This window comes from Tractidigestivibacter sp., assembly GCF_050946515.1.
Taxonomy (GTDB): domain Bacteria; phylum Actinomycetota; class Coriobacteriia; order Coriobacteriales; family Atopobiaceae; genus Tractidigestivibacter.
Genome location: NZ_JBMNUX010000006.1, coordinates 101,243 through 126,897 on the forward strand (window position 1 = coordinate 101,243; position 25,655 = coordinate 126,897).

At 60.7% G+C, this 25,655-nt stretch carries 14 protein-coding genes and 5 tRNA genes; 13 read left to right on the forward strand and 6 right to left on the reverse strand.

Annotation, left to right across the window (positions count from 1 at the left end):
* Positions 1–76 precede the first annotated feature (76 nt).
* The 12 genes from gap to ACOYJL_RS05400 all read left to right on the forward strand — a co-directional run bounded on the left by gap (position 77) and on the right by ACOYJL_RS05400 (position 14,941).
* A complete protein-coding gene (gap, locus tag ACOYJL_RS05345; RefSeq protein WP_433569191.1) occupies positions 77–1,108 on the forward strand; it encodes a type I glyceraldehyde-3-phosphate dehydrogenase in 1,032 nt (343 codons plus the stop codon).
* Between the two features lie 101 nt (positions 1,109–1,209).
* Positions 1,210–2,409 (forward strand): phosphoglycerate kinase, encoded by a 1,200-nt coding sequence (locus tag ACOYJL_RS05350; protein ID WP_433569192.1) that lies wholly within the window; start codon positions 1,210–1,212, stop codon positions 2,407–2,409.
* The gene (gene tpiA, locus ACOYJL_RS05355) at positions 2,402–3,166 is read left to right on the forward strand and encodes a triose-phosphate isomerase (protein WP_433569193.1); all 765 of its coding nucleotides are present in this window, start codon (positions 2,402–2,404) and stop codon (positions 3,164–3,166) included. Before ACOYJL_RS05350 ends, tpiA begins: the two co-directional genes overlap by 8 nt.
* A gap of 281 nt (positions 3,167–3,447) precedes the next feature.
* The gene (secG, locus tag ACOYJL_RS05360) at positions 3,448–3,702 is read left to right on the forward strand and encodes a preprotein translocase subunit SecG (protein WP_433569194.1); all 255 of its coding nucleotides are present in this window, start codon (positions 3,448–3,450) and stop codon (positions 3,700–3,702) included.
* A gap of 288 nt (positions 3,703–3,990) precedes the next feature.
* A complete protein-coding gene (locus ACOYJL_RS05365; protein WP_433569195.1) occupies positions 3,991–4,980 on the forward strand; it encodes an ABC transporter permease in 990 nt (329 codons plus the stop codon).
* Positions 4,981–4,990: 10 nt separating this feature from the next.
* Positions 4,991–6,040 carry an ABC transporter permease gene (locus ACOYJL_RS05370; RefSeq protein ID WP_433569196.1) on the forward strand — a complete coding sequence of 350 codons (1,050 nt, stop codon included), beginning with the start codon at positions 4,991–4,993 and terminating at the stop codon, positions 6,038–6,040.
* Positions 6,041–6,056: 16 nt separating this feature from the next.
* A complete protein-coding gene (locus ACOYJL_RS05375; RefSeq protein WP_433569197.1) occupies positions 6,057–8,123 on the forward strand; it encodes a dipeptide ABC transporter ATP-binding protein in 2,067 nt (688 codons plus the stop codon).
* A gap of 153 nt (positions 8,124–8,276) precedes the next feature.
* Complete coding sequence (locus tag ACOYJL_RS05380; RefSeq protein WP_433569198.1) at positions 8,277–10,088, forward strand: ABC transporter family substrate-binding protein; 1,812 nt, start codon at positions 8,277–8,279, stop codon at positions 10,086–10,088.
* A gap of 970 nt (positions 10,089–11,058) precedes the next feature.
* Positions 11,059–11,149 (forward strand) — tRNA-Leu (locus ACOYJL_RS05385).
* Between the two features lie 169 nt (positions 11,150–11,318).
* Positions 11,319–11,747: a hypothetical protein gene (locus ACOYJL_RS05390; protein ID WP_433569199.1), complete on the forward strand. Its 429-nt coding sequence runs from the start codon at positions 11,319–11,321 to the stop codon at positions 11,745–11,747.
* A gap of 70 nt (positions 11,748–11,817) precedes the next feature.
* Positions 11,818–14,070, forward strand: a complete 2,253-nt coding sequence (locus ACOYJL_RS05395; protein WP_433569200.1) for a SpoIIE family protein phosphatase — start codon at positions 11,818–11,820, stop codon at positions 14,068–14,070.
* Positions 14,071–14,179: 109 nt separating this feature from the next.
* Positions 14,180–14,941, forward strand: coding sequence for an anti-sigma factor antagonist (locus tag ACOYJL_RS05400; RefSeq protein WP_433569201.1), 762 nt, complete (start codon positions 14,180–14,182; stop codon positions 14,939–14,941).
* A gap of 277 nt (positions 14,942–15,218) precedes the next feature.
* Here ACOYJL_RS05400 and ACOYJL_RS05405 read toward each other — a convergent pair.
* A tRNA-Cys gene (locus tag ACOYJL_RS05405) sits at positions 15,219–15,292 on the reverse strand.
* A 46-nt stretch (positions 15,293–15,338) separates the two neighbouring features.
* Positions 15,339–15,414: transfer RNA gene (locus ACOYJL_RS05410), tRNA-Gly, on the reverse strand.
* Between the two features lie 210 nt (positions 15,415–15,624).
* On the opposite strand from ACOYJL_RS05410, the gene ACOYJL_RS05415 reads away from it, so the two are divergent.
* On the forward strand, positions 15,625–16,536 hold the full coding sequence (locus tag ACOYJL_RS05415; RefSeq protein ID WP_433569202.1) for a LysR family transcriptional regulator: 912 nt from the start codon (positions 15,625–15,627) through the stop codon (positions 16,534–16,536).
* 572 nt (positions 16,537–17,108) lie between these two features.
* Here the strand turns inward: ACOYJL_RS05415 and ACOYJL_RS05420 are convergent.
* From ACOYJL_RS05420 to ACOYJL_RS05435, 4 genes are all read right to left on the reverse strand, one after another.
* Positions 17,109–17,182 (reverse strand) — tRNA-Cys (locus ACOYJL_RS05420).
* 46 nt (positions 17,183–17,228) lie between these two features.
* Positions 17,229–17,304: transfer RNA gene (locus ACOYJL_RS05425), tRNA-Gly, on the reverse strand.
* A gap of 123 nt (positions 17,305–17,427) precedes the next feature.
* Positions 17,428–17,931 (reverse strand): hypothetical protein, encoded by a 504-nt coding sequence (locus ACOYJL_RS05430; protein WP_433569203.1) that lies wholly within the window; start codon positions 17,929–17,931, stop codon positions 17,428–17,430.
* A gap of 139 nt (positions 17,932–18,070) precedes the next feature.
* Positions 18,071–25,654 (reverse strand): hypothetical protein, encoded by a 7,584-nt coding sequence (locus ACOYJL_RS05435; protein WP_433569204.1) that lies wholly within the window; start codon positions 25,652–25,654, stop codon positions 18,071–18,073.
* Position 25,655 lies beyond the last annotated feature (1 nt).

A 25,655-nucleotide genomic window follows, 5' to 3' on the forward strand; every position in this document is an offset into this window, starting at 1 on the left:
CCACTAGCAATGTCATTTCGGCGTTGTTACAGGTTAGGTGGGGGGAGGCCCCATCGACCTCTCGAAAGGAGACAGCATGGCAGTTAAGGTTGCAATTAACGGCTTTGGCCGCATCGGTCGTCTGGCGTTCCGCCAGATGTTCGCCCACGAGGGCTCCGAGATCGTCGCAATCAACGACCTCACGTCCCCCGATATGCTGGCGTACCTCCTGAAGTACGACACCACGCACGGTAACTATGCTCGCGATCACAAGGTCGAGGCTACCGATCACTCCATCATCGTTGATGGCAAGGAGATCACCATTTACAAGGAGCCCGACGCTTCCAAGCTTCCTTGGGGCGAGCTCGGCGTTGACGTCGTCCTCGAGTGCACCGGTTTCTACACCTCCAAGGCCAAGGCCCAGGCTCACATCGACGCCGGCGCCAAGAAGGTCGTCATCTCTGCTCCTGCAGGCAAGGACCTCAAGACCATCGTCTACAACGTCAACCATGAGACGCTGACCGCAGACGACAACATCATCTCCGCTGCCTCCTGCACCACCAACTGCCTGGCTCCTATGGCCAAGGGCCTGAACGACGCGTTCCCCATCAAGTCCGGCATCATGCAGACCATCCACGCCTTCACCGGCGACCAGATGCCGCTCGACGGCCCGCAGCGCAAGGGCAACAAGCGTCGTAGCCGCACCTCCTCTGCCAACATCGTCCCGACCTCCTCGGGTGCCGCCAAGGCAATCGGCCTGGTCCTCCCCGAGCTCGACGGCAAGCTCATCGGCGCCGCTCAGCGCGTGCCCGTGCCCGATGGCTCCACCACGCTGCTCTACGCGGTCGTTGAGTCCGCTGAGCCGCTGACCGTCGACATGGTCAACGCTGCCATGAAGGCTTACGCCGAGAAGATCCCCGAGACCTTCGCCTACAACGAGGACGAGATCGTCTCCTCCGACATCGTGGGCGAGACCCACGGCTCCATCTTCGACGCCACGCAGACCTCCGTCCTGCCCGTCGGTGGCAACGAGTACCTCGTCCAGGTCGTCTCTTGGTACGACAACGAGAACTCCTACACCTCTCAGATGGTCCGCACCATCAAGTACTTCGAGAAGTTCGTCGCCTAGTTTGGCGCACTCGCTCGGTTTCTAAGGGGTGCGGTCGCAGGTCTAAAGGCCGCGGCCGCACCCTTTTTTCTGTTGGAAGCACTATCAGAAGGAGAAGCATCATGGCCTTTACCAAGAAGACCGTCCGCGATGCTGACGTCGACGGCAAGCGCGTCCTCGTCCGCGTCGACTTCAACGTGCCTCTGAAGGATGGCGTCGTCACTGACGATACGCGCGTGCGCGCTGCCATCCCCACCATCAAGTACCTCAAGGAGCACAACGCAAAGATCATCCTGATGAGCCACCTTGGCCGTCCTGACGGAACTGGCTATCAGGAGGAGTTCTCCCTGAAGCCTGTCGCTGGCAAGCTCGCCGAGCTCACCGGCTACGACGTCAAGTTCGTGCCTGACACCTACGGCCAGGTTGCCGCCGACGCCGTTGCCGCCATGAAGCCGGGCGACATCATCCTGCTCGAGAACGTCCGCTTCGACAAGCGCGAGAAGAAGAACGACCCCGAGATCGCCAAGACCCTCGCCTCCTATGGCGACATCTTCGTGCTGGATGCCTTCGGCACCGCCCACCGCTCTCAGGGCTCCGTCGTCGGCCCCGCCGCTTATCTGCCCGCGTACGCCGGCTTCCTGCTTGAGAAGGAGGTCGACACCCTTACGTCGATCTTCGCAGACCCTGCCCGTCCGTTCGTCGCCATCGTCGGCGGCTCCAAGGTGTCCTCCAAGATCGGCGTGCTTGACCACCTGATCGACTCCGCCGACACCCTGATCATCGGCGGCGGCATGGCCTACACCTTCTTCCTGGCCAAGGGCTACAAGGTCGGCACCTCCCTGCAGGAGCCCGACTGGGTCGAGCGTGCTGGCGAGATGCTGAAGAAGGCAGAGGCCAAGGGCTGCAAGGTTCTTCTCCCCGTTGACAACGTCGTTGCCGACCACTTTGGCGAGGACGCCACCGGCGAGGTCGTCGCATCCGACAGCATCCCCGATGACCGCATGGGCATGGACATTGGTCCCAAGACCGTCGAGCTCTACGCCGAGGCCGTCAAGGGCGCCAAGACCGTCTTCTGGAACGGCCCCATGGGCGTCTTCGAGATGGACCAGTTCGCCAAGGGCACCGAGGCCGTCGCTCGTGCGGTTGCCGAGGTCAAGGCCAATGGCGGCACCTCCATCATCGGCGGTGGCGACTCTGTCGCAGCAATCAACAAGTTCGGCCTGGCCGACAAGATGAGCTGGATCTCCACCGGCGGTGGCGCTTCCATGGAGCTCGTCGAGGGCAAGGCTCTTCCTGGAGTGGAGGCGCTTCTCGATGCGTAACAGGATGATCGCTGGCAACTGGAAGATGAACAAGACCTACACCGAGGGCGTCGAGCTCGCGAGCGGTCTTGCTGACGAGCTCAAGGACGGCACTGGCAGCGTCGACGTCGTCGTCTGCCCGCCCGCCGTTGACCTCAAGGGCGTCGCCGAGGTCATCGACCAGAAGAAGGCCCCCTTCGCGCTTGGTGCGCAGAACGTCTATTGGGAGGAGCACGGTGCCTTCACCGGAGAGACCGCTCCCGACATGCTGACCAACATCGGCGCAACGTACTGCATCATTGGCCACTCCGAGCGTCGTGGCTATTTCCACGAGACCGACGAGGAGATCAACAAGAAGGCCAAGGCCCTGATGGCTCACGGCATCGTCCCCATCAGCTGCTGCGGCGAGCCGCTTGAGGTCCGTGAGGCCGGCAAGCACGTCGAGTTTGTCGTCGACCAGATCAAGAAGGACACCGAGGGCCTCGAGATTGCCGATCCCTCCAAGTACGTCATCGCCTACGAGCCCATCTGGGCCATCGGCACCGGCAAGACCGCCACTGCCGACGATGCCCAGGAGGTCTGCGGCGCCATCCGCAAGACCCTGGCAGAGATCTTTGGTCAGAAGACCGCCGACGGCATCCGCATCCTCTACGGTGGCTCCGCCAAGCCTAACAACGTCGCCGGGTTCCTTGAGAAGGACGACGTCGACGGCGCTCTGGTGGGCGGCGCTTCGCTGAAGGCCGACTCCTTCGCCGCCATGGTGAAGGCCGCCATGTAGCCTTTGGTCTCACTTTCCAGACCTTGTGGGCCGCACGCTTATTTGGCGCGCGGCCCTTTTTTGACTGAAGCGGTGGGGGAGCGACGCCACCTTTGGGAAGGTCGACGATTCCCCTTTTCGGGACGTTGCTTCCGGGCCATCAAACTTCTCTCACATGGCCGTTTGCGATACTTCTGCGCTTTGGCAAACGATTGTGGTAATGTAGCAAAGTACATGCGAACTGGGGCAGCGTGCCGATGTGCGCTCAAAGCCCGCACTGTCACCTAGAGGAGACCACAATCGTGAGTGTTTTGAACATCATTCTTACCGTCCTGCTGTTCATTTCGGGACTGCTTTGCATTGCGCTCGTGCTTATGCACTCGGGCAAAGGAACGGGCGTCTCGGATATGATTGCCTCCTCCATGTACAACGCCAACTCTGGCTCTGGCGTCTGGGAGAAGAACCTCGACCGCCTTACCATCATCTCCGCAACCATCTTCGGCGTTTGCGTTCTCGTGATGGCCATCACATTCCCCACCGGCACCATCGGGCTGTAGGCAGGGGAGACAAAGTATCGAATATCTGATGCGGAAGATACACCTTTACGGTCTCTTCCGCATCTTTCTATTTTTAGCCATCTTGCCGCTCAGCTAGTTGAAACGTTTGTTACAGAACGGCACGGTTTCTAGATTATTTCTAACAAGTGTTAGAATTATTTCCGTTGTATTTATCGCGCCCGCGATGAATAGCCTTTCTAAGAGCTGGGGCGATGTCGCCCTGCCTTGCCTTCCATTCCCCTTATGGGCATGGTTTGCACCGCATTATCGGAAGAAGAAGGAGTCCCCATGGCACGATTCGTCTGGTACATTACCAAGCGAGTCCTCAACTACATCGTGATGATTTTCGTCGCGACGTCGCTGACGTATTTCCTTGCGTGCACGTTCATGAACCCACGCTCCAACTACGAGTCCAAGACGCCTCGCCCGCCGCAAGAGTCAATTGAGGCGTCGCTTGACAAGGCGAACCTGAACGACCGCACCCCCATCTTTGAGCGCTATCAGCGTTGGCTTGGCGATGTCCTTCAGGGCAACTGGGGGCTTACCCCCGACGGCGGCTCGGTTAACGACGAGATTGCCTCCCGCATTCCCGCATCCGTGCAGCTCATGCTTCTCTCGACGATCCTTTCGATTGTGATTGGCGTGAGCCTCGGCGTCTACACGGCCCAGCGGCAGTACCAATGGCAAGACCGATTCTGGAGCGGCTTGGCGTCAGTCTTCCTTGTCATTCCGACTGTCGTTCTTGCAATCTTGGTCGTCTTCATCGCCATTGAGATAAACAACGCAACCGGTATGCGCATCTTCTATGTGACCGGGCTTTCAAGCTATGAAGGCAATGACCTGTGGCTCGAGTTCATCGACCTTATGCAGCACCTCTTCTTGCCCACCGTCGTGCTTACCATCATCAGCTCCGTGAGCTATCACCTGAACCAGCGCACCTATCTTCTCGATGAGATGCATGCCGACTACGTGCGCACGGCACGCGCAAAGGGCCTCACCAAGAAGCAGGCCATCCGCAAGCACGCGCTTCGCGCTTCCCTGATTCCCACCTCTGTCAACGTGGCCTTCTCCATCGCCGGCATCTTCACGGGCGCCGTCATGACCGAGAAGATCTTCGCCATCCACGGCTTGGGCGAGTACTTCGTGAACTGCATCAATGACAACAACATCAACGGTGCCGTCGCCGTAGCGGCGTTCTCTGGCGTGTGCACCCTGGCCGGCGCGCTTTTGGCGGACCTCTTCGCCGCTGCGCTCGACCCTCGAATCAAGATGAGCTAAGGAGATGGCCATGGAAGAGCAGAACAAGCAAGAGCAGGAGCAGGGCCAGCAGCTCACCAACGCCCAGCTTGAGCTCGAGGCTGACGCGGCCGGTCCTTCTCAGGTCAAGCGAATCAGCTACGCGGGCCTTATCGCCCGAAGGTTCTTTAGGCAGCCGAGCGCCATCGTGGGCCTCGTCATCCTGGTGTTTTTGGTGCTGGTCGCCATCTTTGGCCCCTTCATCTGCGAGTACGACTACCAGACGCCCGACTTCACGTCTATCAGCCAGCCCCCCAGCGCCAAGCACTGGTTTGGCACGGATGGCGGCGGCTTTGACCTCTTTGCCTGCGTCGTGCACGGCCTTGGCCGCTCGCTCGTGATTGGCATCACCTACGCAGTCCTCACGATGATCATCGCGGCCTTCGTGGGCACAGCCATCGCCTATGCTCGCGGCTGGGGCGAGAAGGTCGGCATGTGGATCCTGGACATGCTCCTTGTTATCCCGAGCTTCCTTCTCGTCGCAATGATCGTTCGGTCTTCCTCTGGCACCACGGGTTGGGTCGTGCTCATCCTGGGTCTGACGGCATTCGGCTGGATTGGCTATGCGCGAGTGCTTCACACCATGGCGCTTTCGCTCCGCGAGCGTGACTACGTGCGCGCCGCCAAGTACATGGGTGTCTCGCCGATCAAGATCATCGTCCGCCACCTGATCCCCAACCTGGGCTCCATCCTGATTATCGAGACGGTGCTGGGCGTCATCAGCGGCATCAACTCCGAGACGGCTTACAGCTTCCTCGGCCTGGGCATCAAGGCCCCTGACACCTCGCTCGGCTACATCCTTTCGCAAGGCTCCTCTGCAATGATCTCCGCCCCATGGATGGTCCTTATCCCGTCCATCGTGCTGATCGTGCTCTGCGTGAGCATGCAGCTCATCGGCGACGGCCTGAGAGACGCCTTCGACCCGTATTCTCGCGCTGCTGGCAAGGTCAGCGACGAGGAGTCCAAGAAGGACGAGCAGGAGACCGCCGAGGTGGCCGAGACAACGGCTGCCGAGAATGTCAACGAGAACGGCAACGAGTAGGTAACGGAGCAGGCACATGTCTGAGACTATTGACAACAAGACCACTGCGGCCGACTCCGCAGGCTCTGGCTTCCAGGAGGATGACGTCCTTCGCTATGAGCTGAACGAGTCGAACGGTCCCAAGGGCGCGCCCAAGGGCAAGCCCGTCATGCAGGTTCGTGACCTGCACGTCTCGTTCAACACCGAGGCGGGCGTCGTCCGCGCTGTTCGTGGCGTCAACTTTGACCTTTGGGGCGGGCGCACGCTGGGCATCGTCGGCGAGTCCGGCTCCGGCAAGTCGGTCACGGCGCTTTCGCTGATTGGGCTTCTGGACGACAACGCGCACGTCACGGGCTCAATCAAGCTGAACGGCGAGGAGCTTCTGGGCAAGACCGACGAGGAGATGTCCAAGTATCGCGGCACCAAGATCTCGATGATCTTCCAGGACCCGCTCTCGGCGCTCACGCCCATGTTCTCCATCGGCGACCAGATTGCCGAGGCGCTTCTCATCCATAACCCCGACATGCCGAAGGACCAAGTGCGCAAGCGCTGCATCGAGCTTCTCACCATGGTTGGCATCACCGATCCCGAGGACCGCCTTGATGCCTATCCGCACGAGTTCTCCGGCGGCATGCGCCAGCGCGTGGTCATCGCAATCGCCATCGCGAACAACCCCGACATCATCATCGCCGACGAGCCCACCACGGCGCTCGACGTCACCATCCAGGCGCAGATCCTGGACATCCTGAAGGTTGCGCAGCGCGAGACCGGCGCTGCCGTCGTGCTGATCACGCACGACCTGGGCGTCGTCGCCGGAACCGCGGACGACGTCATGGTCATGTACGCCGGCCGTGCCGTCGAGCGCGCCAGCATCGACACCGTGTTCGACCGTCCCTCTCACCCCTACACCATGGGCCTTCTCGGCGCTGTTCCTAAGCCGCACGAGAAGGCGACCACGCGCCTCGTCCCCATCAAGGGCAATCCGCCCTCGCTGGCCGCCATTCCCTCTGGCTGCCCGTTCTCGCCGCGCTGCCCGATGGCGCGCCCCGAGTGCCACAAGGTCGAGCCTGACCTGCTGCCTATTGAGGCCTCAGAGGGGCACCTTGTCTCTTGCCATCGCCAGCAGGAGATCAAAGAAAATAGCCTTACCTTTGCCGACGTCTATCCTGGCGTCGAGCCGATTCTTCCCAAATGGGCAGACGTGCCGCGTGAGAAGCGTCCCGTTGTGCTTGAGGTCGAGAACCTTGTCAAGACCTTCCCGGTTCAGGGCAAGGGCCTTATCCGCAGGAAAAAGGGAACGATGACCGCCGTCGACCACGCGTCGTTCAAGATTCACGAAGGCGAGACGCTTGCGCTTGTCGGCGAGTCCGGCTCAGGCAAGTCCACTACGCTGACGCAGATCATGGACCTGGTCAAGCCCGAGGAAGGTCGCATCATCGTTCTGGGCAAGGACGTCGCTGAGCTCAAGAACAACCGCGAGCGCCGCGAGGTGAGGCGCAATCTCCAGGTTATCTTCCAGGACCCCATGAGCTCCCTTGACCCTCGCATGCCCGTCTACGACGTGCTTGCCGAGCCCCTGCGCGCGCAGAAGTGGGACGAGAACAAGATCAACAAGCGCATCGGGGAGCTTATGTATCTGGTTGGCATCAACCCCGACTACGTCGACCGCTTCCCGTCGCAGTTCTCCGGCGGCCAGCGCCAGCGCATCGCCATTGCACGCGCCTTGGCAACAGAGCCCAAGCTGCTGCTTCTGGACGAGCCCATCGCGTCTCTTGACGTGTCCATCCAGGCTGGCATCATCAACCTGCTTGAGGACCTGCAGATCCAGCTGAAGATCTCGTACCTGTTCGTGGCGCACGACCTCGCCGTCATTCGCCACATCTCCGACACCGTTGCAGTCATGCACCTTGGAAAGATCGTCGAGTACGGCGAGACCGAGGACGTCTTCACCAATCCGAAGGACCCCTACACCAAGGCCCTGCTGTCTGCAATCCCCATCCCTGATCCTAAGGTGGAACGCACGCGCGAGCGCCTTGTGTACCAGGATGGCAAGCTTGTGCCCGCTTCCAGCCTGATCCCTGTCAACTACAGGGACGAGAAGTAACGCCTGCGACTGCCGGAGGGTCTCCTGCAAGGATGGGAGTGCCTATAGAAAGCTTTAAGGTTTTGCTCTGGTATCATTTGGTTACTTGTGAGGACCTGGCAATCGCTTCGTCCTCGCTGGTTTGGTAAGTATTGGAAGGAAAGGGAGAGCTTTATGAAGAGTTCTAACCTGTCGCGTCGCTCATTCTTGGGCGTCAGCGGTGCCGCTGCCACGTTGATGGGCCTTGGCCTTGCTGGCTGCGGCGGCTCGTCCGACTCGAGCTCCAGCGACTCGTCGACGACCACGAACGACACCTCCACCACAGGCACCGAGCCTCAGGAGGGCAGCCCGGCCACCACGGCGCTCGACCAGCTGCCGCTGCCCGAGGCAGGCAAGGCCTACAACAACCCGCAGGAGCGCGACAACGTCCAGGATGGCGGCGAGCTCGTCCTTCCGTCCGGCGAGATTGGCCCCAACTGGAACATGCTGTCCGTCGAGGGCAACACCGTCGAGATGAAGACCCTCTGGAGCTACTACATGCCCGTCGACATCTTCATCTCTGACGAGACCGGCTCCACCTGGACGCCCAACCCCGACTTCATCACGAACGTCGACATCCAGGAGAATGGCGATTCCCAGACGGTCACCTTCGACCTGAACCAGGATGCCAAGTTCAACGACGGCACCCCGCTCGACTACCGCGCCTACCAGGCAATCTGGACCGTCATGAACGGCAGCAACACCGACTACACGCCCGCAGCCACCGACGGCTACGACCGCATCACCTCGGTCGAGCGCGGCGACAACGACTTCCAGGTCGTCATCACCGCCTCCTCGCTGGTCTATCCGCCCGAGGCCCTGTTCACGCAGGTCATCCACCCCGACGCCGCCGACCCCGAGGTCTTCAACAGCGGCTGGAACGTCGAGCCGCACGCCGAGTGGGGCTATGGCCCGTACACGATCGACTCCGTGTCCGAGACCGAGGTCGTCTACGTGCCCAACGAGAACTGGTGGGGCGACGCTCCCAAGCTGGACAAGATCACCTACAAGCAGATGGACTCCCAGGCGCTCTTCAACGCCTTCCGCAACGGCGAGATCGACGCCACCGGTACCGCCCAGTCCGGTTCGCAGGAGATGCTCTCCAACTTCAGCTCCATGGAGGACGCCTACGTCCGTCGCGCCAACAGCATCTCCATTGCGTGCATCGAGGTCAACACCACGCGTGACTCTCTGTCTGACATCGCTGTCCGCAAGGCCTTCATGCAGTGCCTCGACCAGGCCACCATCCGCTCCGTCGTCTTCAACGGCGTGAACTGGGACGAGGACCCCTGCGGCTCGCTCATGTATCCGTTCTGGGCCGATGGCATCGAGGACAACCGTCCCGACGACGTCAAGAACATCGCCTCCGCCGATGACGGCATCGCTGCCGCTAAGCAGACCCTCGAGGACGCTGGCTACACGCTGAACGACGACGGCTACTACGAGAAGGACGGTCAGCAGGTCTCGTTCTCCTTCACCACCTTCGGCGACTCCAACATGGTCAAGAACCGCGCCGCTGCCGTCATCCAGATGGCAAAGAGCGCCGGCATGCTGGTCGAGCAGGACGCCAAGGCGTCTTCCGAGTTCTCCGAGACCCTGAGCAGCGGCGAGTGGGACACCGTCCTCTTTGGCTGGAGCGGCACGCCCACCTCGTTCTGGAACCTCCCGCAGATCTACGGCTCCGATTCCTCTTCCAACTTCACCGGCTGGGGCAGCACCGAGCTGGACGAGAAGCTTGCCGAGGCAATCACCAAGTCGACCCACGAGGAGCAGATGGCTGCCGTCAACGAGGCCGAGAAGGAGGCCCTGGAGTCTTACGCCTTCATCCCCCTGTACAACGGCCCCGACGTGGTCGTCACCAAGAAGGGCCTGGCCAACTACGGTCCTGCTCTGTACCACACCGACTACGTCCGTCCCGAGGACATCGGCTGGCAGAAGGACGAGTAGCTTCCCCGTTTGGCTTTAAGCTGCTAGACATGCGGCACCCGGCTTCGCTTTGCGGCCGGGTGCCGTTTTTTGTAGCAGGGGAGAGTAGCGCCGGCCGGCGACCTGCGCTGCTCCGTTGGTCCTTCTTGCCTGGTCCGGAAGCCCTTCTCGCCCGGCTTGGCAGCCCCTTCTCGCCTGGCTCGCCCTTCTCGCCCGGTTCGCCCTGCTCGCCTGGTTCGCCCTGCTCGCCTGGTTCGCCTTCTCGGTCGCCAATATCTGCCTGCTGCCTCAGATTAATAAACACCACTCGGGCATATTGGACTTTGAAACGCATAAATGTCGGATGGTGTTTATTAATCTGGCGCCAGCCTCCGCTTTCACGCCATTCGGCTTTCGCTGGCATCAGATCATGCGGAGATATCCCGCACTTCTCTCCGTGTGGTCCGCACTTTTGCAAGCTGGGTCTCGCCGTGGAAATTAATAAACACGGCAGGGACAACGCTAGACGTTTTCCGAGTTGAGCAATTCAGTCAGCCATTCTGGTGTTTATTAATCTGTCAATCGGTGCGCCTGCTGGCGTCGACCGCCGCCTTTCTCGCACGACCAACCAGAATCTGCTTGTTGAAGCAGATGATTTTTCCGAAGCAGATTAATAAACACCGCTCTGGCAATCAGACCTGGTTCACGCGTCCCAGCCGGTTTGGTGTTTGTTAATCCGGGGCGGGGGAGCTGCTGGCGCGCGATGCGTGGCGTTTACTGCAGCTTGCGTGGCTGTGGGGAAACAATAAACACCGCTCGGGCAATCCGGTCTGGAGCAAGCGGCGCAGCCGTTTTGGTGTTTATTAGTTTGGTGCCGGAGGGCAATCTGCTGAAGCGGGTGCGGGTGCCGCGTGGCGGGCGGACTCCGCCAAAGCGAGAATCAAGAAATCTCGCAAATCACACTTGCCCTGAGGGTCGTCTGTGTTAATATGTTCCTCGCGCTGATGCGCATGTCGGAGTGGCGGAATTGGCAGACGCGCTAGCTTGAGGTGCTAGTGACTGACTAAAAGGTCGTGCGGGTTCAAGTCCCGCCTCCGACACCACGAAATTTAGCGAGCCCCAACCGGGGCTCGTTTTTTATGCCGATTGCCGCCCGTCCTCCCTGGCCCACCGTCTGGCAGCTGTGCCCCGTTCGTATCGCTGTCGAAACCTTCCTGTAGCGAACGAGAACTAGCATCAAACTACTCAATAGTTTTAGGGAAGGGGAGAGCGATGATTGACCAGGTTACTGTTTGCTTGCCCAACGAGCCGGGAAGCCTTGCGAAAGTCTGTCACCTTCTTGGCGAGGTGGACATTCAAATTCATGCCATCATGATTGCCGACACGACCGATTTCAGCACGGTTCGCCTCATTTGCGACCGTCCTGCGGAGGCTGAGAAGCTCCTCGCCTCTAAGGACTATACCGTCATGCTCACGCAGGTCGTCGCCGTCGAAGTCACCAACGAGCCTGGCGGACTTGCCGCATTGCTCGATCATCTCTCGTCTTGCGACCTCAACCTGGAGTACGCTTATACCTGCTCCATTGAGGGTAGGACCATCGATATCATCAAGGTTACGGGAGAGCCGCTTGAGGTCAAGCTGCAAGAAAGCAACCTCGTGATGGTTCCCGCCGATCAGATTTACGCACGCCCAGGCGCATAGCTTCGTCCAGGGAGCTTCCTCTTCCTGATGCGACCGCTGCGTTTGGCTGCGTTCGGGAAGAGGACGAGACGTGGCAAACAACGCACTGAGCGTACGCATGGAAGGACTTGGCGAGAACGGTGCCGTCGGGACGTTGTCCCGCCTCATGCAGCTGGTAAACGAGGCGATTGTCGTATTCGACATGTTCGGTCAGATTCTTCTGGCGAACGACCAGGCGACGCTGCTGTTCTGCCGCGAGGGCGAGAGGCTCGTGAACAAGAACGTTGCCGACCTCTTCGCGCCCGTTGACACCCCGCCGGAGGCGGTGGGGCCAAATCCCGGGACTTTCTCGCCAACCGATCTGCCATTTCCCGTTGACGGCTCATCAAAGCTTGTCAATCGCTCGGCACCGGATGGTACGCCGCTGACGCTCTGGGTTCGCTGCGACCACATTCCCGCTCCTGGCGAGACCTATCTTATGGTGGCGCTTCCCGCAGACGAGAACGAGCAAGCATTCCAGGCTGGCGAGCGCGAGCTTGACGAGCTGCGCCATGCAAACCACCAGCTCTCGGGTGCCTTGAACATCGTTCTCGACACGCTTGACTCGCGTGACGTCAGCACGCTCTTCTCGCGCGTGATTGACGAGATCACCTCAACGATGGAAGCAGATGCAACGATTCTTTATCTGGCCGAGTCCGACGGCTATCACCTGCGCGGAATGTCCGAATCGCTTCGAGGCTCTCGGGTTCCCCGCTTTCTTGAGCCCGGTCGTACGGTGGCGTCTATCGCTATCGAGGTCGGCCACTCGCTGAGCCTGCGCGTTCTGCCCCCTGACTCGCAAGACCTTCGCAGGGGCCGCCTGCAGACGCGCGAGGTCGTGAACCAAGAGACCAAAGAGGTCCTTCGCGTGGGCGTCAGCTCCATGCCGCCCTTCTCTTGCTTCTTTGTCGTGCCGGTGTGGTTCGGCAGCGACGTTATCGCAATCATCGAGGTCGGATGGAACAAGCTCCGCTCCACGTCTCGCGAGGACAGGCGACTGCTTGACGCCGTCGCGCACTATCTGTCCGTCCAGCTTGTCGGCGCTCTTTCCGCCATGCAAACGCAGCGCTCGGAACGCCTTGAGAGCCTTGGGACAACGCTTCGAGAAGAGCTCCTAGACGCGTCCGGCAAAGGGGACGACCTCGTTGAGGCAACGCGCAAGACCGTTTCCGAGGCGGCCGAGAGCCTCGACGCGCGCTACGTGCCCCTGTCGCTCAACACCCATCAGAACGTGCTTGTGGCTGATTTGCCAAACGCTGGCATGCGAGCCATCCCGCTTGACCTGGAGGAGGCCACCTCGGGGCGCTACATCGGCGGCGTGGCGGTAGTGAGCGTCGTGCCGGGCACCAAGGTCTACGACTGCCTTCACGAGCTTGGCGAGCCGTGCGTGGGGGCCCTTCTCGACTTCCTTGACTCAAGCGGCAACCACCGCGCGTGCATGCTCTTGAGGGAGGACGGCGCCGAGCCCCTAGACGAGCTTGAGCTGCGCTTCCTCCGGCGCCTGGGCGAGGACGTCCGTGACATCTCTCAGGGAGAGCTTGCACGCGAGCAGGACAAGCGCATCTCGCAGGCACTTCAGAGCGGCATGCAGAACGTCCTTCAGCGCGTGGACGGCATCACTGCGCATGGCATCTATTCTTCGGCCACGGCTGACGCGTTTGTGGGCGGAGACTTCTATGACCTCATCCGCCTGCCAGGTGGCCGCGCCTGCGTGATCATGGGGGACGTCTCGGGCAAGGGCGTCGAGGCGGCATCGGTCTCTGCGGCCGTCAAGACGGCGCTTGGCGCCTATTCGTGGGAGGGCCTGCCGCCCGCTTCCATGGTTCGCTCGCTGAACGACTTCCTTCTGGGCTTCTCGCGCATCGAGACCTTTGCGACGCTGTTCGTGGGCATCATCGACCTTCCTTCGGCAACGCTTACGTACTGCTCCGCAGGCCACCCGCCCGCGGTCCTTTGGCGTGCAAAGACCGGAGAGATTGACATGCTAGACGTGCAGTCGGGCGTGGTGGGCGCCTTCCATGACATGAACTACCAGGATGGACGCGAGCACCTACACGAAGGCGACGTGCTGTTGCTCTATACCGACGGCACCACTGAGGCGCGCTCGCCCTCGGGGGCGTTCTTCGGGGAGGACGGCCTTCGCGACATGGTGATGGACGAGGTGAGCAAGGACGACTTCGACCACCTTCTCGAGCGGTTCCTGCAGCGCCTTGACGCGTTCACGGGGAGCCGCTTGGATGACGACGTGGCCATGGTCGCCGTGCGCTTTGACTCGCTGGGAGACGCAGGAGAAGACGAGAAATAGGGGCGCCGAGTGGGCAGAACGCTGGCGCGCCCACTGAATTCGTTTGCTCCGATTGAACAAACACGCACGATTTCAGCATAGTTTGGCGGATATGGGGAAGCATTCCAATATGGAGAAGAAGACGCCAAACATAGCTGTAGTCAATGTCTTAGGCGACCTCGATGTGAAAAGCGTGCCTGCCCTCAGGCGCAACATCGAGGCGCTGATTGATGGCGGCTGCCGACGCGTGATCCTGAACATGTCCGATGTTGACTACGTCGACTCTGCGGGCATGGGCCTCATTTTGAAAGAGCTTCGGCGCATGCGCAAGATGGGCGGGCTCCTCTCGCTTACCAACGTTCGCCCGCGCGTCTATCGCAGCATGGCCATCATGCGCATGATTGACTACATGCCCGTGATGCAGGAGGGCGGCAAGGGCAAGGTCAGCGAGCTTTCGCCGACCGTGCTGCCAAAGTGGCGCACCACCTTCCCCGTTGACGCTGACGATTTGGGATCGGCGCGCGAGCGGGTGGGGGAGCTAATGCGAGAGCTGCCCTTCTCGGACGACGACGTGTTTGACATGACGCTTGCCTGCGGCGAGGCCATCGGCAACGCCGTCGACCATACCTGCGCGCAAGGCGTGCTGACGACCTTCTCTGCGTACCAAGACCGCGTCGTCGTCGACGTGGTCGATTGCGGCAGCGGCTTTGAGCTGCGGCCGGACGAGGAGCCTCCCGAGACCGGTCCGGAAGCCGAGCGCGGCCGCGGCATCAAGCTGATGCGCATGCTGGCCGACGCCGTCTCCATTGCGCCAAAGCCGTCGGGCGTCGGCACCGTGGTCAGGCTGGTGAAGCTGCTGCCTCATGGCAACGGAACGCTTGGAGTCTCGTAGCGGCTTCTCTCGTGCGGAGCTCCGCAAGTTGAGTTTATTGGCGCCCCTTCGGGCGCTTTTTTGTAACGGATAAGTGCCAGCCCCGAGCGCGCGGGGATCTTGGCTGTCGGATTAGCAAACACCGCGCCCCGAAACTGGGGGTCATCCTCCCGGAATGGCGCCGCCGTGTTTGATAATCTGCCGCGAAGGCTGGGGAGCCGGCGCATGGGCGAGCCGAGCCAAAAAGAAAGCCGGCGCCTCGCGGGGAGAGTCCCCTCGAGGCGCCGGCGGCGTCTTCTGGAGGCGAGACCCGGATTCGAACCGGGGATGGGGGCTTTGCAGGCCCTTGCCTTACCACTTGGCCATCTCGCCGAATTATGGCACGGGCCGGAATCCCTTCCGGCCCGTGGGGTTCGCATGGAGCGGGCTACGGGGTTCGAACCCGCGACCTCCACCTTGGCAAGGTGGCGCGCTACCAACTGCGCCAAGCCCGCGAACGCGTTATTGAGGATACGCGATTAGAGGCGCATCTGCAAGGGTTAAATTGGGCAATTTCCAGCTCGCATGCATTCAATGGGACCAGAAGGCGCATTCGGCAGTGCGTGGGCGCCGTGCTTGCGGGCGAGAAAACTTTCTCCCTGTCATTTCATGCGCTTCTCGCTGACGGATACAATGCAAGCAACGCATAGCAAGAGGGGGTCACTATGGACGTTGAGCAGGTGAGACAGTTTGTCGAGGTCATGCATGTTGGGACGGTCTCCGGCGCCGCGAAGAAGCTGAACATCTCTCAGCCAGCGCTCTCTCGCTCGCTCAAGCGGCTTGAGAGCGAGCTCGGAGGCCCGCTCTTCGAGCGCGGATCAAACAGCCTGCGCCCAAACGAGCAGGCCCGTGCCGCCCTTCCGGCTGCGGAAGAGCTTGTCCGCTCGGCTCAGCGCATGCGCGACGACATTGCGACCTCAAGGCTGAAAAGCGAGATGCTGCGCATCGGCACCGTAGCGCCTGCGCCGCTGTGGTATCTGACCTCGTTTGTCGTGGAGAGCCTGCCAGGCACGATGTTCAGGCAGGAGATGCTCGAGGAGGATGCCCTCGAGCAGCGCGTCTATGACGGTACGCTTGACGTCGCCATAGCGATGCGCAAGGTGCCGGGAATGCGTTGCCGGCTCTTCATGCGCGAGAACCTGTACCTGTCGGCGCCCGAAGGCCATCCGCTTGCTTCAAGGTCGTCAGTCTCCTTTGGCGACCTGGACTATGAGACCTACATCCTTTACGACACCATCGGGTTCTGGAATGGCGTTCACGAGCGCATGATGCCCCACGCGCTTTTCATCCGCCAGTCCGACAGGCAGGTTTTTAGGGAGCTCATGCGCACGACGAGAGCTCTTGGCTTCGCGAGCGACGCTCCAGTGGTGATATACCAGCAACATCTGAAGAGCGAGCAGGACGACCCGGTCAAGCGTGTCGCGGTGCCCATCACCGATCCCGAAGCGCACGCGAGCTTCTATCTTGTGGCACGCCCAGATTTGCTCGAGACGAACGAAGCAGTCGCGACGATCATGGAGGCGGTGCCGTCGCTTGAAGAGGAGAGCGACGGCTCTGACGGCTCTGGGAAGAGCTAGGTCAGGCGTTTTCTAGAATTGGTGTTGCGGCGGTGCCGCTCCACGGCAGCCCAGGGAAGGGGGCGCCGGCGGATTATCAGACACCAGACGCCGCGAAGCTGTTTGAGCTCCCCTGAAATGTCTTGCCGTGTTTGTTAATCCTGGCCTGCGGGCAGGTCGTCGTGGGAGAGTCGGTTGCTACTGCTACGGGGCTGGCCTGTCGCTATAGGAGGATTCGGCAGGGGGGAGCGATGGCTCATTGGCGTTGCGTGGACGCTGGTTTTTCTTTTCGAAGAAAGGATTTCGATTCTCGGATGCGCTATTAGTCGTTTCGAGGCACAAGGCTGGAGGCAGGTTTTGAAAAATTGCGGTTGTAGGTCAAAATTGAGGTTAGCGTAGAGTTTTCTTACTTTAACTTGGCAAAGAATTGCAGGTAGAAAAATGTTACCTTTTCGGTGATACTTAGCCAATGCAATACTTTTGACCTACAACCGCAAATTTCAAGAGCGCAGGCATTAAAGCCCTCCGGAATTTGCACAAAGCCAGAAGAAAAAAGACCGACCGTCCGCAAGGGAAGGTCGGTCATCATTTTCTGGAGGCGAGACCCGGATTCGAACCGGGGATGGGGGCTTTGCAGGCCCTTGCCTTACCACTTGGCCATCTCGCCGAATTAAGGCACGGGCCGGAATCCCTTCCGGCCCGTGGGGTTCGCATGGAGCGGGCTACGGGGTTCGAACCCGCGACCTCCACCTTGGCAAGGTGGCGCGCTACCAACTGCGCCAAGCCCGCAGACATGAGAAATTATTATAGACAGATAACGCCTTATTTGCAAGAAGCGCCGAATAGATTTTCAGCTATCTCACTGCCTTATTGAGCGGGTCGCCTCTGTCTTGCCTGCGCTTAGCGAGAACGTTAGCGCTCCTTGCGCAGCCGCAAAACGTCTAGCTGTGTGGAACTTACGGAAGAGCAGTACAGCGTTAGGTCCCAATCGTCTGCGCCCTTTACCAGAGAGGGGTCATCACTTGCGGAGAGAGTTTCTCCTGAGACGACCTCGTAAGTCTCGGTCGAACCGTCCGCAAGTTGCAATGAAACCTTCTCGCCGTCTGGCACGCGCTCGATGCCCTCAAAGCACCCCTTGAGGTTCGGTCCCGAAATCACGAGATTGCCGCTGGAGACAGAACCAGAGACGACTCCTGGACAGTGCTGACCCTCGCTCCAAGATGCTGTTACGGGGAGGGCTGTATCAAGTGCTGGCAGATTGAGGATGCCAACATAAGAAATGCCATCAACCTGCACTGAAAGCAAATCGGCAGACTGCATGCTGGGGGACGAGCCAGGCAGCTCTCCTTGAAGCTTCTCGACAACCCCCGCGTTCTCAGCCGCCCATTGCCCTGCAAGCACATTCCGGTATGCCATGAGGGCGACACCTGCCACTACCAGCGCTGCCAGTAGGCCGCCTATCACCCACACGACCCTTGCTGCGACGCGGTGGGAAGCGGAAGGCGCCCCTGACCTTGCAGGGGCGCCCTGAGCTCTCGCTTGTGCGTCCGATCGCTTATTCACTAATCTTCCTACGGCCGCGAATGACAAGACCAACGAAGCAGGCTAGCGCAACCAGCAAGCCGAAAGCAAGGATCCTCTCGTTGCCATGCCCGCCAGTCTCGGGTAGCGAATAGCCAGTCTCATCTGTGAAGAATGCGTTGGCCTTATACGAATCCTCTGTCGCCGTCTCGTCATCATCACCATCGCCGCCGGTGCTGGGCAGCTCGCTTCCCTTATTGATGCCAACGTCATACGAGGTGTCCGCGGTGATGATTAGCTCCTTGTTCTTGCCGAGCGTGTACCCCTCCGGCGCCTTGAGCTCCTTTACCAGGTACTTGCTCTCGGTCAGCCCGGTGAACTGCACGAATGCAGGCGGGTAGTCGCCATTAGCGCCATTAGCGGGCTTCAAGAAGCCCGCGCTATACTCTGCCGTCTCTCCAAGGTCCTTCAGGTAGTAGACGGCTCCGTCCTTGCTGATGGTCCTGGGGACGTCACCGGCAAGCAGGCCGTACTCGGCAAGCTTGCTCTCGAGGTCGGAGTCATCGATCTTATCGTCGACGCTGGGCGAGTAGAGCCCAATCACCGCACCAGGAAGCTGGTCGCCCTTCTTAAGGGTTGCCTCGTCGGTGGTCATGGCATGCTCGTCGTCGGTCCCGTCGTAGATCTTTCCAGTCTCGGTTTCTCCAGTCGTGGAGTCCTCGTAGGTGTAGTCCTCTGCGAACTTCACGATGGTGGCATTCCACGATTGCATGACCCTCACGCCCACCTTGAGCGGGGTCGCCTCGAGGTTGTTGCCATTGATGGTGGCCTGATAGCCGAACGAGTTCCATGCGATGGCGCTCTTTCCCGTGGGAATCGTTCCCTTGTTGGCCTTGGCGTCGAAGGTAACGCGAACGATATACCCAGGAGGTATGGTGCCGTTCGCCATGCGGATGCGGAAGGAGCGCGCAGTATCGGGATAACTGTCCCAGCCCGTTGAGGTCTTGCCATCCCAGTCGTCCTGCGTGAACTCTGTCTTCTCGGACCACTCTACGGTGTAGAGCGAAGGATCCAGGAGGGATATGTTGCCCTCATCGTCCACGATCTGAACCGTGACCTTGGGGTTGGTGGCGAAGTCGACGTTGAACTGGCTGTCGCGCTCGTTCGTCGTGTAGAAGGAGTAATGGTCGCCCGTCTCCGGAAGCCCATCGATGATGGTGAACGCGGTCATGTTGTTCTCGCTCACGTTCTTCACGTCCAACGTGTACGTGAACACGTCAGAGGCGTTCTCGAGCGTGACGTAGTTGGGTTCATCCGTGCACAAGGCCGTGACGCTCGACTCGGACCCATCCTCTTCCGTTACGGGGGCAGTCACGCCGATTACCGCGGTGGCGCCTGCATAGTCTCGAATCGGGATGATTGCCTGCGCTCTCACCGAGCGGCGAGAGCTGGTGCTCGAGCCGTCAAAGGCGTCGTAGTCGATGTTGGTGCCAAACTGCACCTTGTCCTCGTTGTAGGTATTGGTGTTCAGCGGCGTGAAGGTGGCGTCGTTGAACAGCGTCATGGAGGACGCCGAGCTCTTGTTGACCGTGCTGAGCTGGAGCACTGCCTGCTGTCCCGGCAGGATTGACTGATCGTCGCTGGACCAGGAGCTGCTGGTCTTGTATCCGGAGTATGCCGTAATGTCCAGCCGGAGCCTACCATCGTCAGTGCGCTTGAGGGCGGCGCGGTAGTAGTAGGACGAGGAATTCAACCCTCTGAATGCCACGTAGCCACCGTTGACGGTGAGGGTCGTCGTGGTTGTCGACCATGTCGCGGGGTTCCTAATGGACACGACAACCGACTTCGCGTTCGCTGCCGTCACGGGCGTGGACCCATCTGTCGACGTCCACTCGCCGAAGCTCATTATCGTACGAGCGGCGCTTCCGTTCAGGGCGAGCTTCACGTCTCCTGTGTACAGATAGGGAGAGCCGACGATGTCGCTGATCGTGTACTTGGAGATTGGCGCGGATCCGTCGTTTCTCGCGGTGACCTCCCAGTTTATGGTGTCTGTTCCTGTCGCAAATGTGGTGTCGGTGTTGGGAGACGAAGACCCCACCTGGGTCCTTGACGCGACGACCTTGGTGATGCCCGGCACGACCTCGGGCGGGTTGAGGCTTACGGAGGAGACGAGCCACTGGCTCGTGGTGGACGAGCCTGTCAGGCCGTTTTCCTTCGCAAACGTCCTGTCCTCGACTGAGGAGTCGCCGTCATTGGCGCTCGCGCTCTCGAAGTCCTTGGACTGTATGTCCGTTTCGGCGACGCTGACGTCAACGCCACGGCTATCGAACGGCATTGCTGCAACGTTCGTCTCGACGTTGGACCCGTCTGCGTCGTTGGTCAGCATCACGTACGAGAATCCGAGATACTCGCCGGGGTTGAGGTAGTACTGGTCGCGGATGCTGTCATAGGAGAGGTTGCCCTGCTCCTTCGGGTCGTTGCCGGCCAAGTTGTTCTCGGGATATGTGTTGTCGATCTTGAAGTAGAGATTCCCTCCCTCGTTTGTTGCGTGGATTCCCGCAATCTTTGCGGTGTAGGAGCTGCGCGAGCCGGTGACCGTGAAGGGGAGTTTGGTAGAGGTCGTCCCCCAGTCGTCAAATCCCCCTGCATAGACGTTGCCGCCGGTGGTGTAGTCGAAGTCGATGTCCCCTTGGGTGAGGCAGCTCAGGATGGAGCCGGCGTGGCCGTTCCAAGAAGCGGTGAGGCTCCTCCCGTTGATGGACGTGTTGCTCCCCACGCCATATCCGCCAAGATACTTGAACCCGTCGGGAACCTTGTCTTGGATGTCGTTGAGGTAGAGGCGGGAGCTGCCGTCGTTCACGATTGTCACGTAATAGACGACGTAGCCAAGGTAATTGCCTGTGTCTGGCGTGTAGGACGTTCGCCCGTCCACTCCCGTCGAAGCGTTGACCGGCATGCAGGCAAGCTTGTAGCCATTGTGACTTGTTGTCGAGAGGCTGTGGCCATCGCTGACCGTGCCGGTCTCCACCACGCCCTTCTGAAGCCTTGCCTTTGCAGGCTCTCCGAGCGCGTGGTAGACGGTCGACTCCTGGTCCCTCACGTGCACGGTGTTCTGGACTCCCGTCGAGGCGTAGGCAGACTCGTACGCACTCCAGAGGTCGTCCGAGGGATACTGAAGCGTCACGTAGACATACGCATCGCCGGTGAGGGTCATGCTGAAGCCGTCGCCCCAAACGAGGTACTGCTGAGTCGAATCGGTCTCCGTGCTCCCCGGTGCGACGTCAGAGACGCTCCACGTGTCGCCTCCGGTGACGGTCACTCCGTCCTGCTGGGGGAACTCGACGGAGACGACGTGCCCGGAATCCGCCCAGGACCACGTCGCGTCTCCCGTCAGGCTCTTGGGCAGCGCGTCATAGAAGTCCTCGCTGGTGAGCGTCTGCGCCGAGCCGTCGCCCGTATACTTGACCTTGATGCGGTAGGTGACCTCGGAGCCATCGCTGAGAATCGAGGTCGAAGTGGTCTCGTCGTCGGACGGGTCGCTCTCGACCATTTTGTCGGTTACGATGCCCTTCTCCGGCGACAGCTTGGAGACCTTGACGTCGGCCTCGTCGAAGAGGCGCTCGCCCTGCATGTCGCCAAGGAAGGCATAGTCTTTCGAGGTATAGGAGTCGCTGTCCGCAGGAACCTTGTAGCCTGTAGAAGTCGGGTCCAGAAGCGTCTGGTAGTCAATCTCAACGACGCCTTCCTTAGGATAGTCGGCGGTATGCAGGTACCAGCGCACGAGGGTGGTCGTGTCGGAGGACTCAGGCGTCACCACGACGCTCGCGGCGGTAAAGGTCGTCCCGCTCCCAGCCGAGACTCCCGAGAACACGACGTTGCTGTATGTGGCGCTTTCCGAGCCGTTCGCAGCGAGCTTGTAGTAAGACTCCCCGTTGTATTCGATTGTCTCGAGACCGGAGGGCTCGAGTCCCGGGTTCAGGCTCACCGGGGCGAGAAGGACCTGGCCGTTGCAAATCTGGTCCTCCAACGGGAGGGCATCGTATTCGGGGCTCGAGTCGGAGCCGCTGCGGCTGACTTGGATCTTGTAGGACGCGACGTCTCCCGCGCCAGTCACGTTCTTGTCTGCGGAGCCTGCATCAAACCAGTCGCCATCCGTCTGTGCCTGCTTGCTGATGGCGTACTCGTTCGTTATGGGAACGCTGTCGGTCCCCGATGCCGTGAGGCTTCCCGCATTTACCGTTGCCTTGTTTGTGCCGTCGCCACCGTCGAGGGACTGCTTCTGCTGGTCGCGATCGGTGGAATCGTCCCTGGCAAGCATGAAGCTGTCCTTCGCAGTCGCCTGGACGTTATCCCAGGTGACGGTGGCGTTTGCCGCAATGGTCCCGTCAGGAATCGTGTAGGTGAGCTTGTAGGTCGTCTCGTATTGGATGACGACTCCGGAGCTGTCGAGAAGTGCTTGCAGGGCGTCCGCGCTGTCGACGGTCGTCGTCGTGCCGTCAATCGTTGCCTGGACCTTGCCGTCGGAGGTACGACTGAACGACATCGTCGCATTCGACTTCTTGACGTTGCCTGGGTCGTAGGGCGGGTTAGAGTAGGTGCCGCCATCGTTTGAGTGCTGGGCGTCGGGCGAGCCGGTTCCACCGCTTGCGGTAGTCACCGAGGATGGCTGCCCGGAATCAGTGCGCTCCACGATGCGAACGTTCTCTGCGGAGATCGTGAGGTTCGGTCCGTCGGTTGTGTCGGTTACGAGCATGCTCCAAATCTGCGAGGACGACACGTAGTAGGCAGTCGGAAGCTCGTCGACCATCGTCGTTGCCGAGATGGGGTCGGTTCCGGAGGCCTTTGCCGTGACCGTGAAGGTGATTGGGTCACCCCTGCTGATTGTCGGATACGCGTCCTCGTCATGCGTCTTCGTGACGGAAAGGGTCGTGGGGCTAACCGTTATCGCCTTGGTGGTGGCGTTCGAGCTCGATGTGGAGTCATCCGTCCAGCTGTAGTCGACGGTCTGGCTCACGTTGTTGGACACGGTTGCCGAGGCGGTCGAGGAGTCCGTGGGAATGTCGGTGACGAAGACGTTGTCACCGTAGCTGATGCTATAGGTCTTCGCCGGGTTGAAGGCGGTTGTCGCCGAAGTCCAGTTGGGATCTTCGAAGTGCCATACCAGCTGGATATTGCCGTCGACGAGCTTCGCCTCGGGCCACGGATGCTGCCCGTTGCTGCCCGTGCCGGTGCTCGACCAAAAGTCCTGAAGCGTGAGGATTCGGTGGGCGACGCCATTCTCGTCGTTCCAATACAGCGATGCGTAGTTGGCGTAGGTCACAGAATCGTTGCCGTATTTCCAATACAGCGTGTGAGCTCCGGGGTTGTATGCATTGGAGCTGATGGTCTTGTCGCCCCAGTCGGCGACGATCTCGGGGTTGAGGCAGACGCCGTCCGGAAGGTCGGTCGTGTCGGTGTAGGTGACCTTCTGCACGTTGTCCTGCCCGAGCGTCTTGGTTGTCGGTGAGGTGCGGGCGGTCTTGTTGTTCGTTGCTTTGAAAGCCACGCCCTTTAGGAAGTAGACGTCCTTGCTGACGCCGTTGTCGGTCACCGTTCCCCTCACGAGGACGGCGTCCGAGTCTGGGGCATCAACCTTGGACGAGAAGTACTCGTCGCGCGAAGTCGCCCAGTCTCCCTCTTGGACCTCTGCGCTCGAGACGAGAGTTCCCGTCTCCTCGGTGTCTGGCACGGTGACCGCCCAGATCTTTGCCCCTCCGCCCGGGGTCGTGGGGGAGGCGTACGTGGTGATTAGGTTGAGGTTGAGGGAAGAGCCGCTTCCGTAATAGGGAAACTCGAGGTAGTAGGTGCTGTCAGTGCCTGTCACCTTGTGGAACGAGTACTCGTGTCCATCGGCGAACGTGTAGGTTCCGCCATCCACGAGGGAGTTGTTCGACGAGGTGAAAATCTCTCCGGGGCAGCTTGCGTCATTCGGGGTGAGCTGGACGTACACGCGCACCTTCGAGGTGTCCTCGACGTTGGTCTCGTTGATGGTGATGTTGGTCGTCAGCACCTCCCCGGTGTAGCGGTAATAGACGCCGTCGGAACCCTGCGTCCGCTCGGTGGAGTCGCTGGTCGTGCCGTTGGAGCCGCTGACGATGGTGGCGCGCCCTGCGGTGATGGAGCCGGTCGTTGCGCTGGTCGCCATCGGGGAGATCCCCATTGACGAGATCGTCAGGGCGAGGGGGCTCGTTTTCCGAACGCTCCCTGATGTTGGGCTCGAGAGGGGGTCTGCAAGGGAGGACGTGTCGGCTGACTGGCTCTCGGAGGCAACCGTCGATATCTCTGACGTGCTGGATTCCTCTGGCACGCTGGACTCGAGGCCTGCCGCGTCGCTCGCCGTGGCGTCCTGCTGCGCGTCGGGAATGGTGGCGTCGGTGTCCTCCACGTCGGTGGCGCTTTCGGTTGCGGAGCCTGTCTCGGCACCGTCCTCGGCGCCCGAGGCGGCTTCGTCCTCCGTCCCCGCGGAGTCGGAGGGCTCCTCCTCGGGGACCTCAGGCAGGACAACGCCCAAGATGCGCGCGTCGTCGGCCCCCATGCTCCAGCGGACGACGGTTCCCGTGTCGTCAACAAGGATCAGCTGCATGCGCTTGGCGCCTGTCGCGTTTGCGTCGCGCTGCGCCGTGTAGGCGCCAAGCGCATCGGCAGCGGCGGCGGGAGCGGAGGCCCCGGGCTGTGCCACAAGCTCCACTATTCCTGCATTGTCGATGGCGCCGTCGCCGTTAGCGTCGAGAAGGACGATGCTCCCTGGCTCGGGCATGGTCCCGTCGGCGGCAAGCAGGAGCTTCTCGTTGGCGTTCGAGACGGCCTTCGACCAGGCGGATAGCGGCGCTTCCACGTCGGGGGAGGGTAGGGTGTCGTTGCCCGCATAATGAAGCACGAAGTTCAGAAGGGCGGCGGGCTGTGCGGCGTACGGGTCCCCCGCGAATGCGCCATAGCGGCTCCATGCGCGGGTGGTGCCGTCAGCGGCCTTGCCAGTCACGTCAGAGCGTTGGACGTTGCCCACCTGGGTCTGCGCGATTGCGACGATGTTCGCTGCGGGATCGTCCCCTAAGGTAACCCCCGCGACGGTCTTCTCCCAGTCTGTCGCCGTCTCAGTCGGAGCAGGCTGCTCAGAGACAGTCTGCTTGGAGGAGGCGTCCGCGGCAGAAGCCGACTGGTCCTTCGTGGAGGAGGCGTCCGAAGCAGAGGCCGATGTGGTCTGAGTGGCGGAGGTATCCTTAGCGGGCGTAGACTGCTCCGCCGCTTGAGAGGAAGCATTGCTATCGCCTTGGTCAGACGCGCTAGCTGCAGCTTCTTCAGTCGATGCAGTTTCCTGAACGGTTTGTGCAGCGTCGTCTGACTCTGGCTCTTGCTCGGTAGCCGCTGTGCCTTCGTCGTCTTTGGCGACGCTCTTCTCAGAGGTCTCCACGATGCCGACCTCAGCGCTGCTGGCATCATTTAGCGTGAAGCCGAACTGCGCAGTGCCAACCAAAACCGTCACAGCAACCACCGCGCAAAGCACGGCAATAACCCTTCCCATGACGCGACGCTGTCCAACGCGTCTCAGAGCCCTGCGAATCTTGTCCTCAAGGTTCGTCATT

What these genes read in the sequence shown, in the direction of transcription:
- ACOYJL_RS05435 (WP_433569204.1), bottom strand. Translation starts at nt 25,654, where the DNA reads ATGACGAACCTTGAGGACAAGATTCGCAGGGCTCTGAGACGCGTTGGA.
- ACOYJL_RS05350 (WP_433569192.1), top strand. Translation starts at nt 1,210, where the DNA reads ATGGCCTTTACCAAGAAGACCGTCCGCGATGCTGACGTCGACGGCAAG.
- ACOYJL_RS05415 (WP_433569202.1), top strand. Translation starts at nt 15,625, where the DNA reads ATGGACGTTGAGCAGGTGAGACAGTTTGTCGAGGTCATGCATGTTGGG.
- ACOYJL_RS05380 (WP_433569198.1), top strand. Translation starts at nt 8,277, where the DNA reads ATGAAGAGTTCTAACCTGTCGCGTCGCTCATTCTTGGGCGTCAGCGGT.
- ACOYJL_RS05430 (WP_433569203.1), bottom strand. Translation starts at nt 17,931, where the DNA reads ATGGCATACCGGAATGTGCTTGCAGGGCAATGGGCGGCTGAGAACGCG.
- ACOYJL_RS05390 (WP_433569199.1), top strand. Translation starts at nt 11,319, where the DNA reads ATGATTGACCAGGTTACTGTTTGCTTGCCCAACGAGCCGGGAAGCCTT.
- gap (WP_433569191.1), top strand. Translation starts at nt 77, where the DNA reads ATGGCAGTTAAGGTTGCAATTAACGGCTTTGGCCGCATCGGTCGTCTG.
- tpiA (WP_433569193.1), top strand. Translation starts at nt 2,402, where the DNA reads ATGCGTAACAGGATGATCGCTGGCAACTGGAAGATGAACAAGACCTAC.
- ACOYJL_RS05370 (WP_433569196.1), top strand. Translation starts at nt 4,991, where the DNA reads ATGGAAGAGCAGAACAAGCAAGAGCAGGAGCAGGGCCAGCAGCTCACC.
- ACOYJL_RS05375 (WP_433569197.1), top strand. Translation starts at nt 6,057, where the DNA reads ATGTCTGAGACTATTGACAACAAGACCACTGCGGCCGACTCCGCAGGC.
- ACOYJL_RS05365 (WP_433569195.1), top strand. Translation starts at nt 3,991, where the DNA reads ATGGCACGATTCGTCTGGTACATTACCAAGCGAGTCCTCAACTACATC.
- ACOYJL_RS05400 (WP_433569201.1), top strand. Translation starts at nt 14,180, where the DNA reads ATGGAGAAGAAGACGCCAAACATAGCTGTAGTCAATGTCTTAGGCGAC.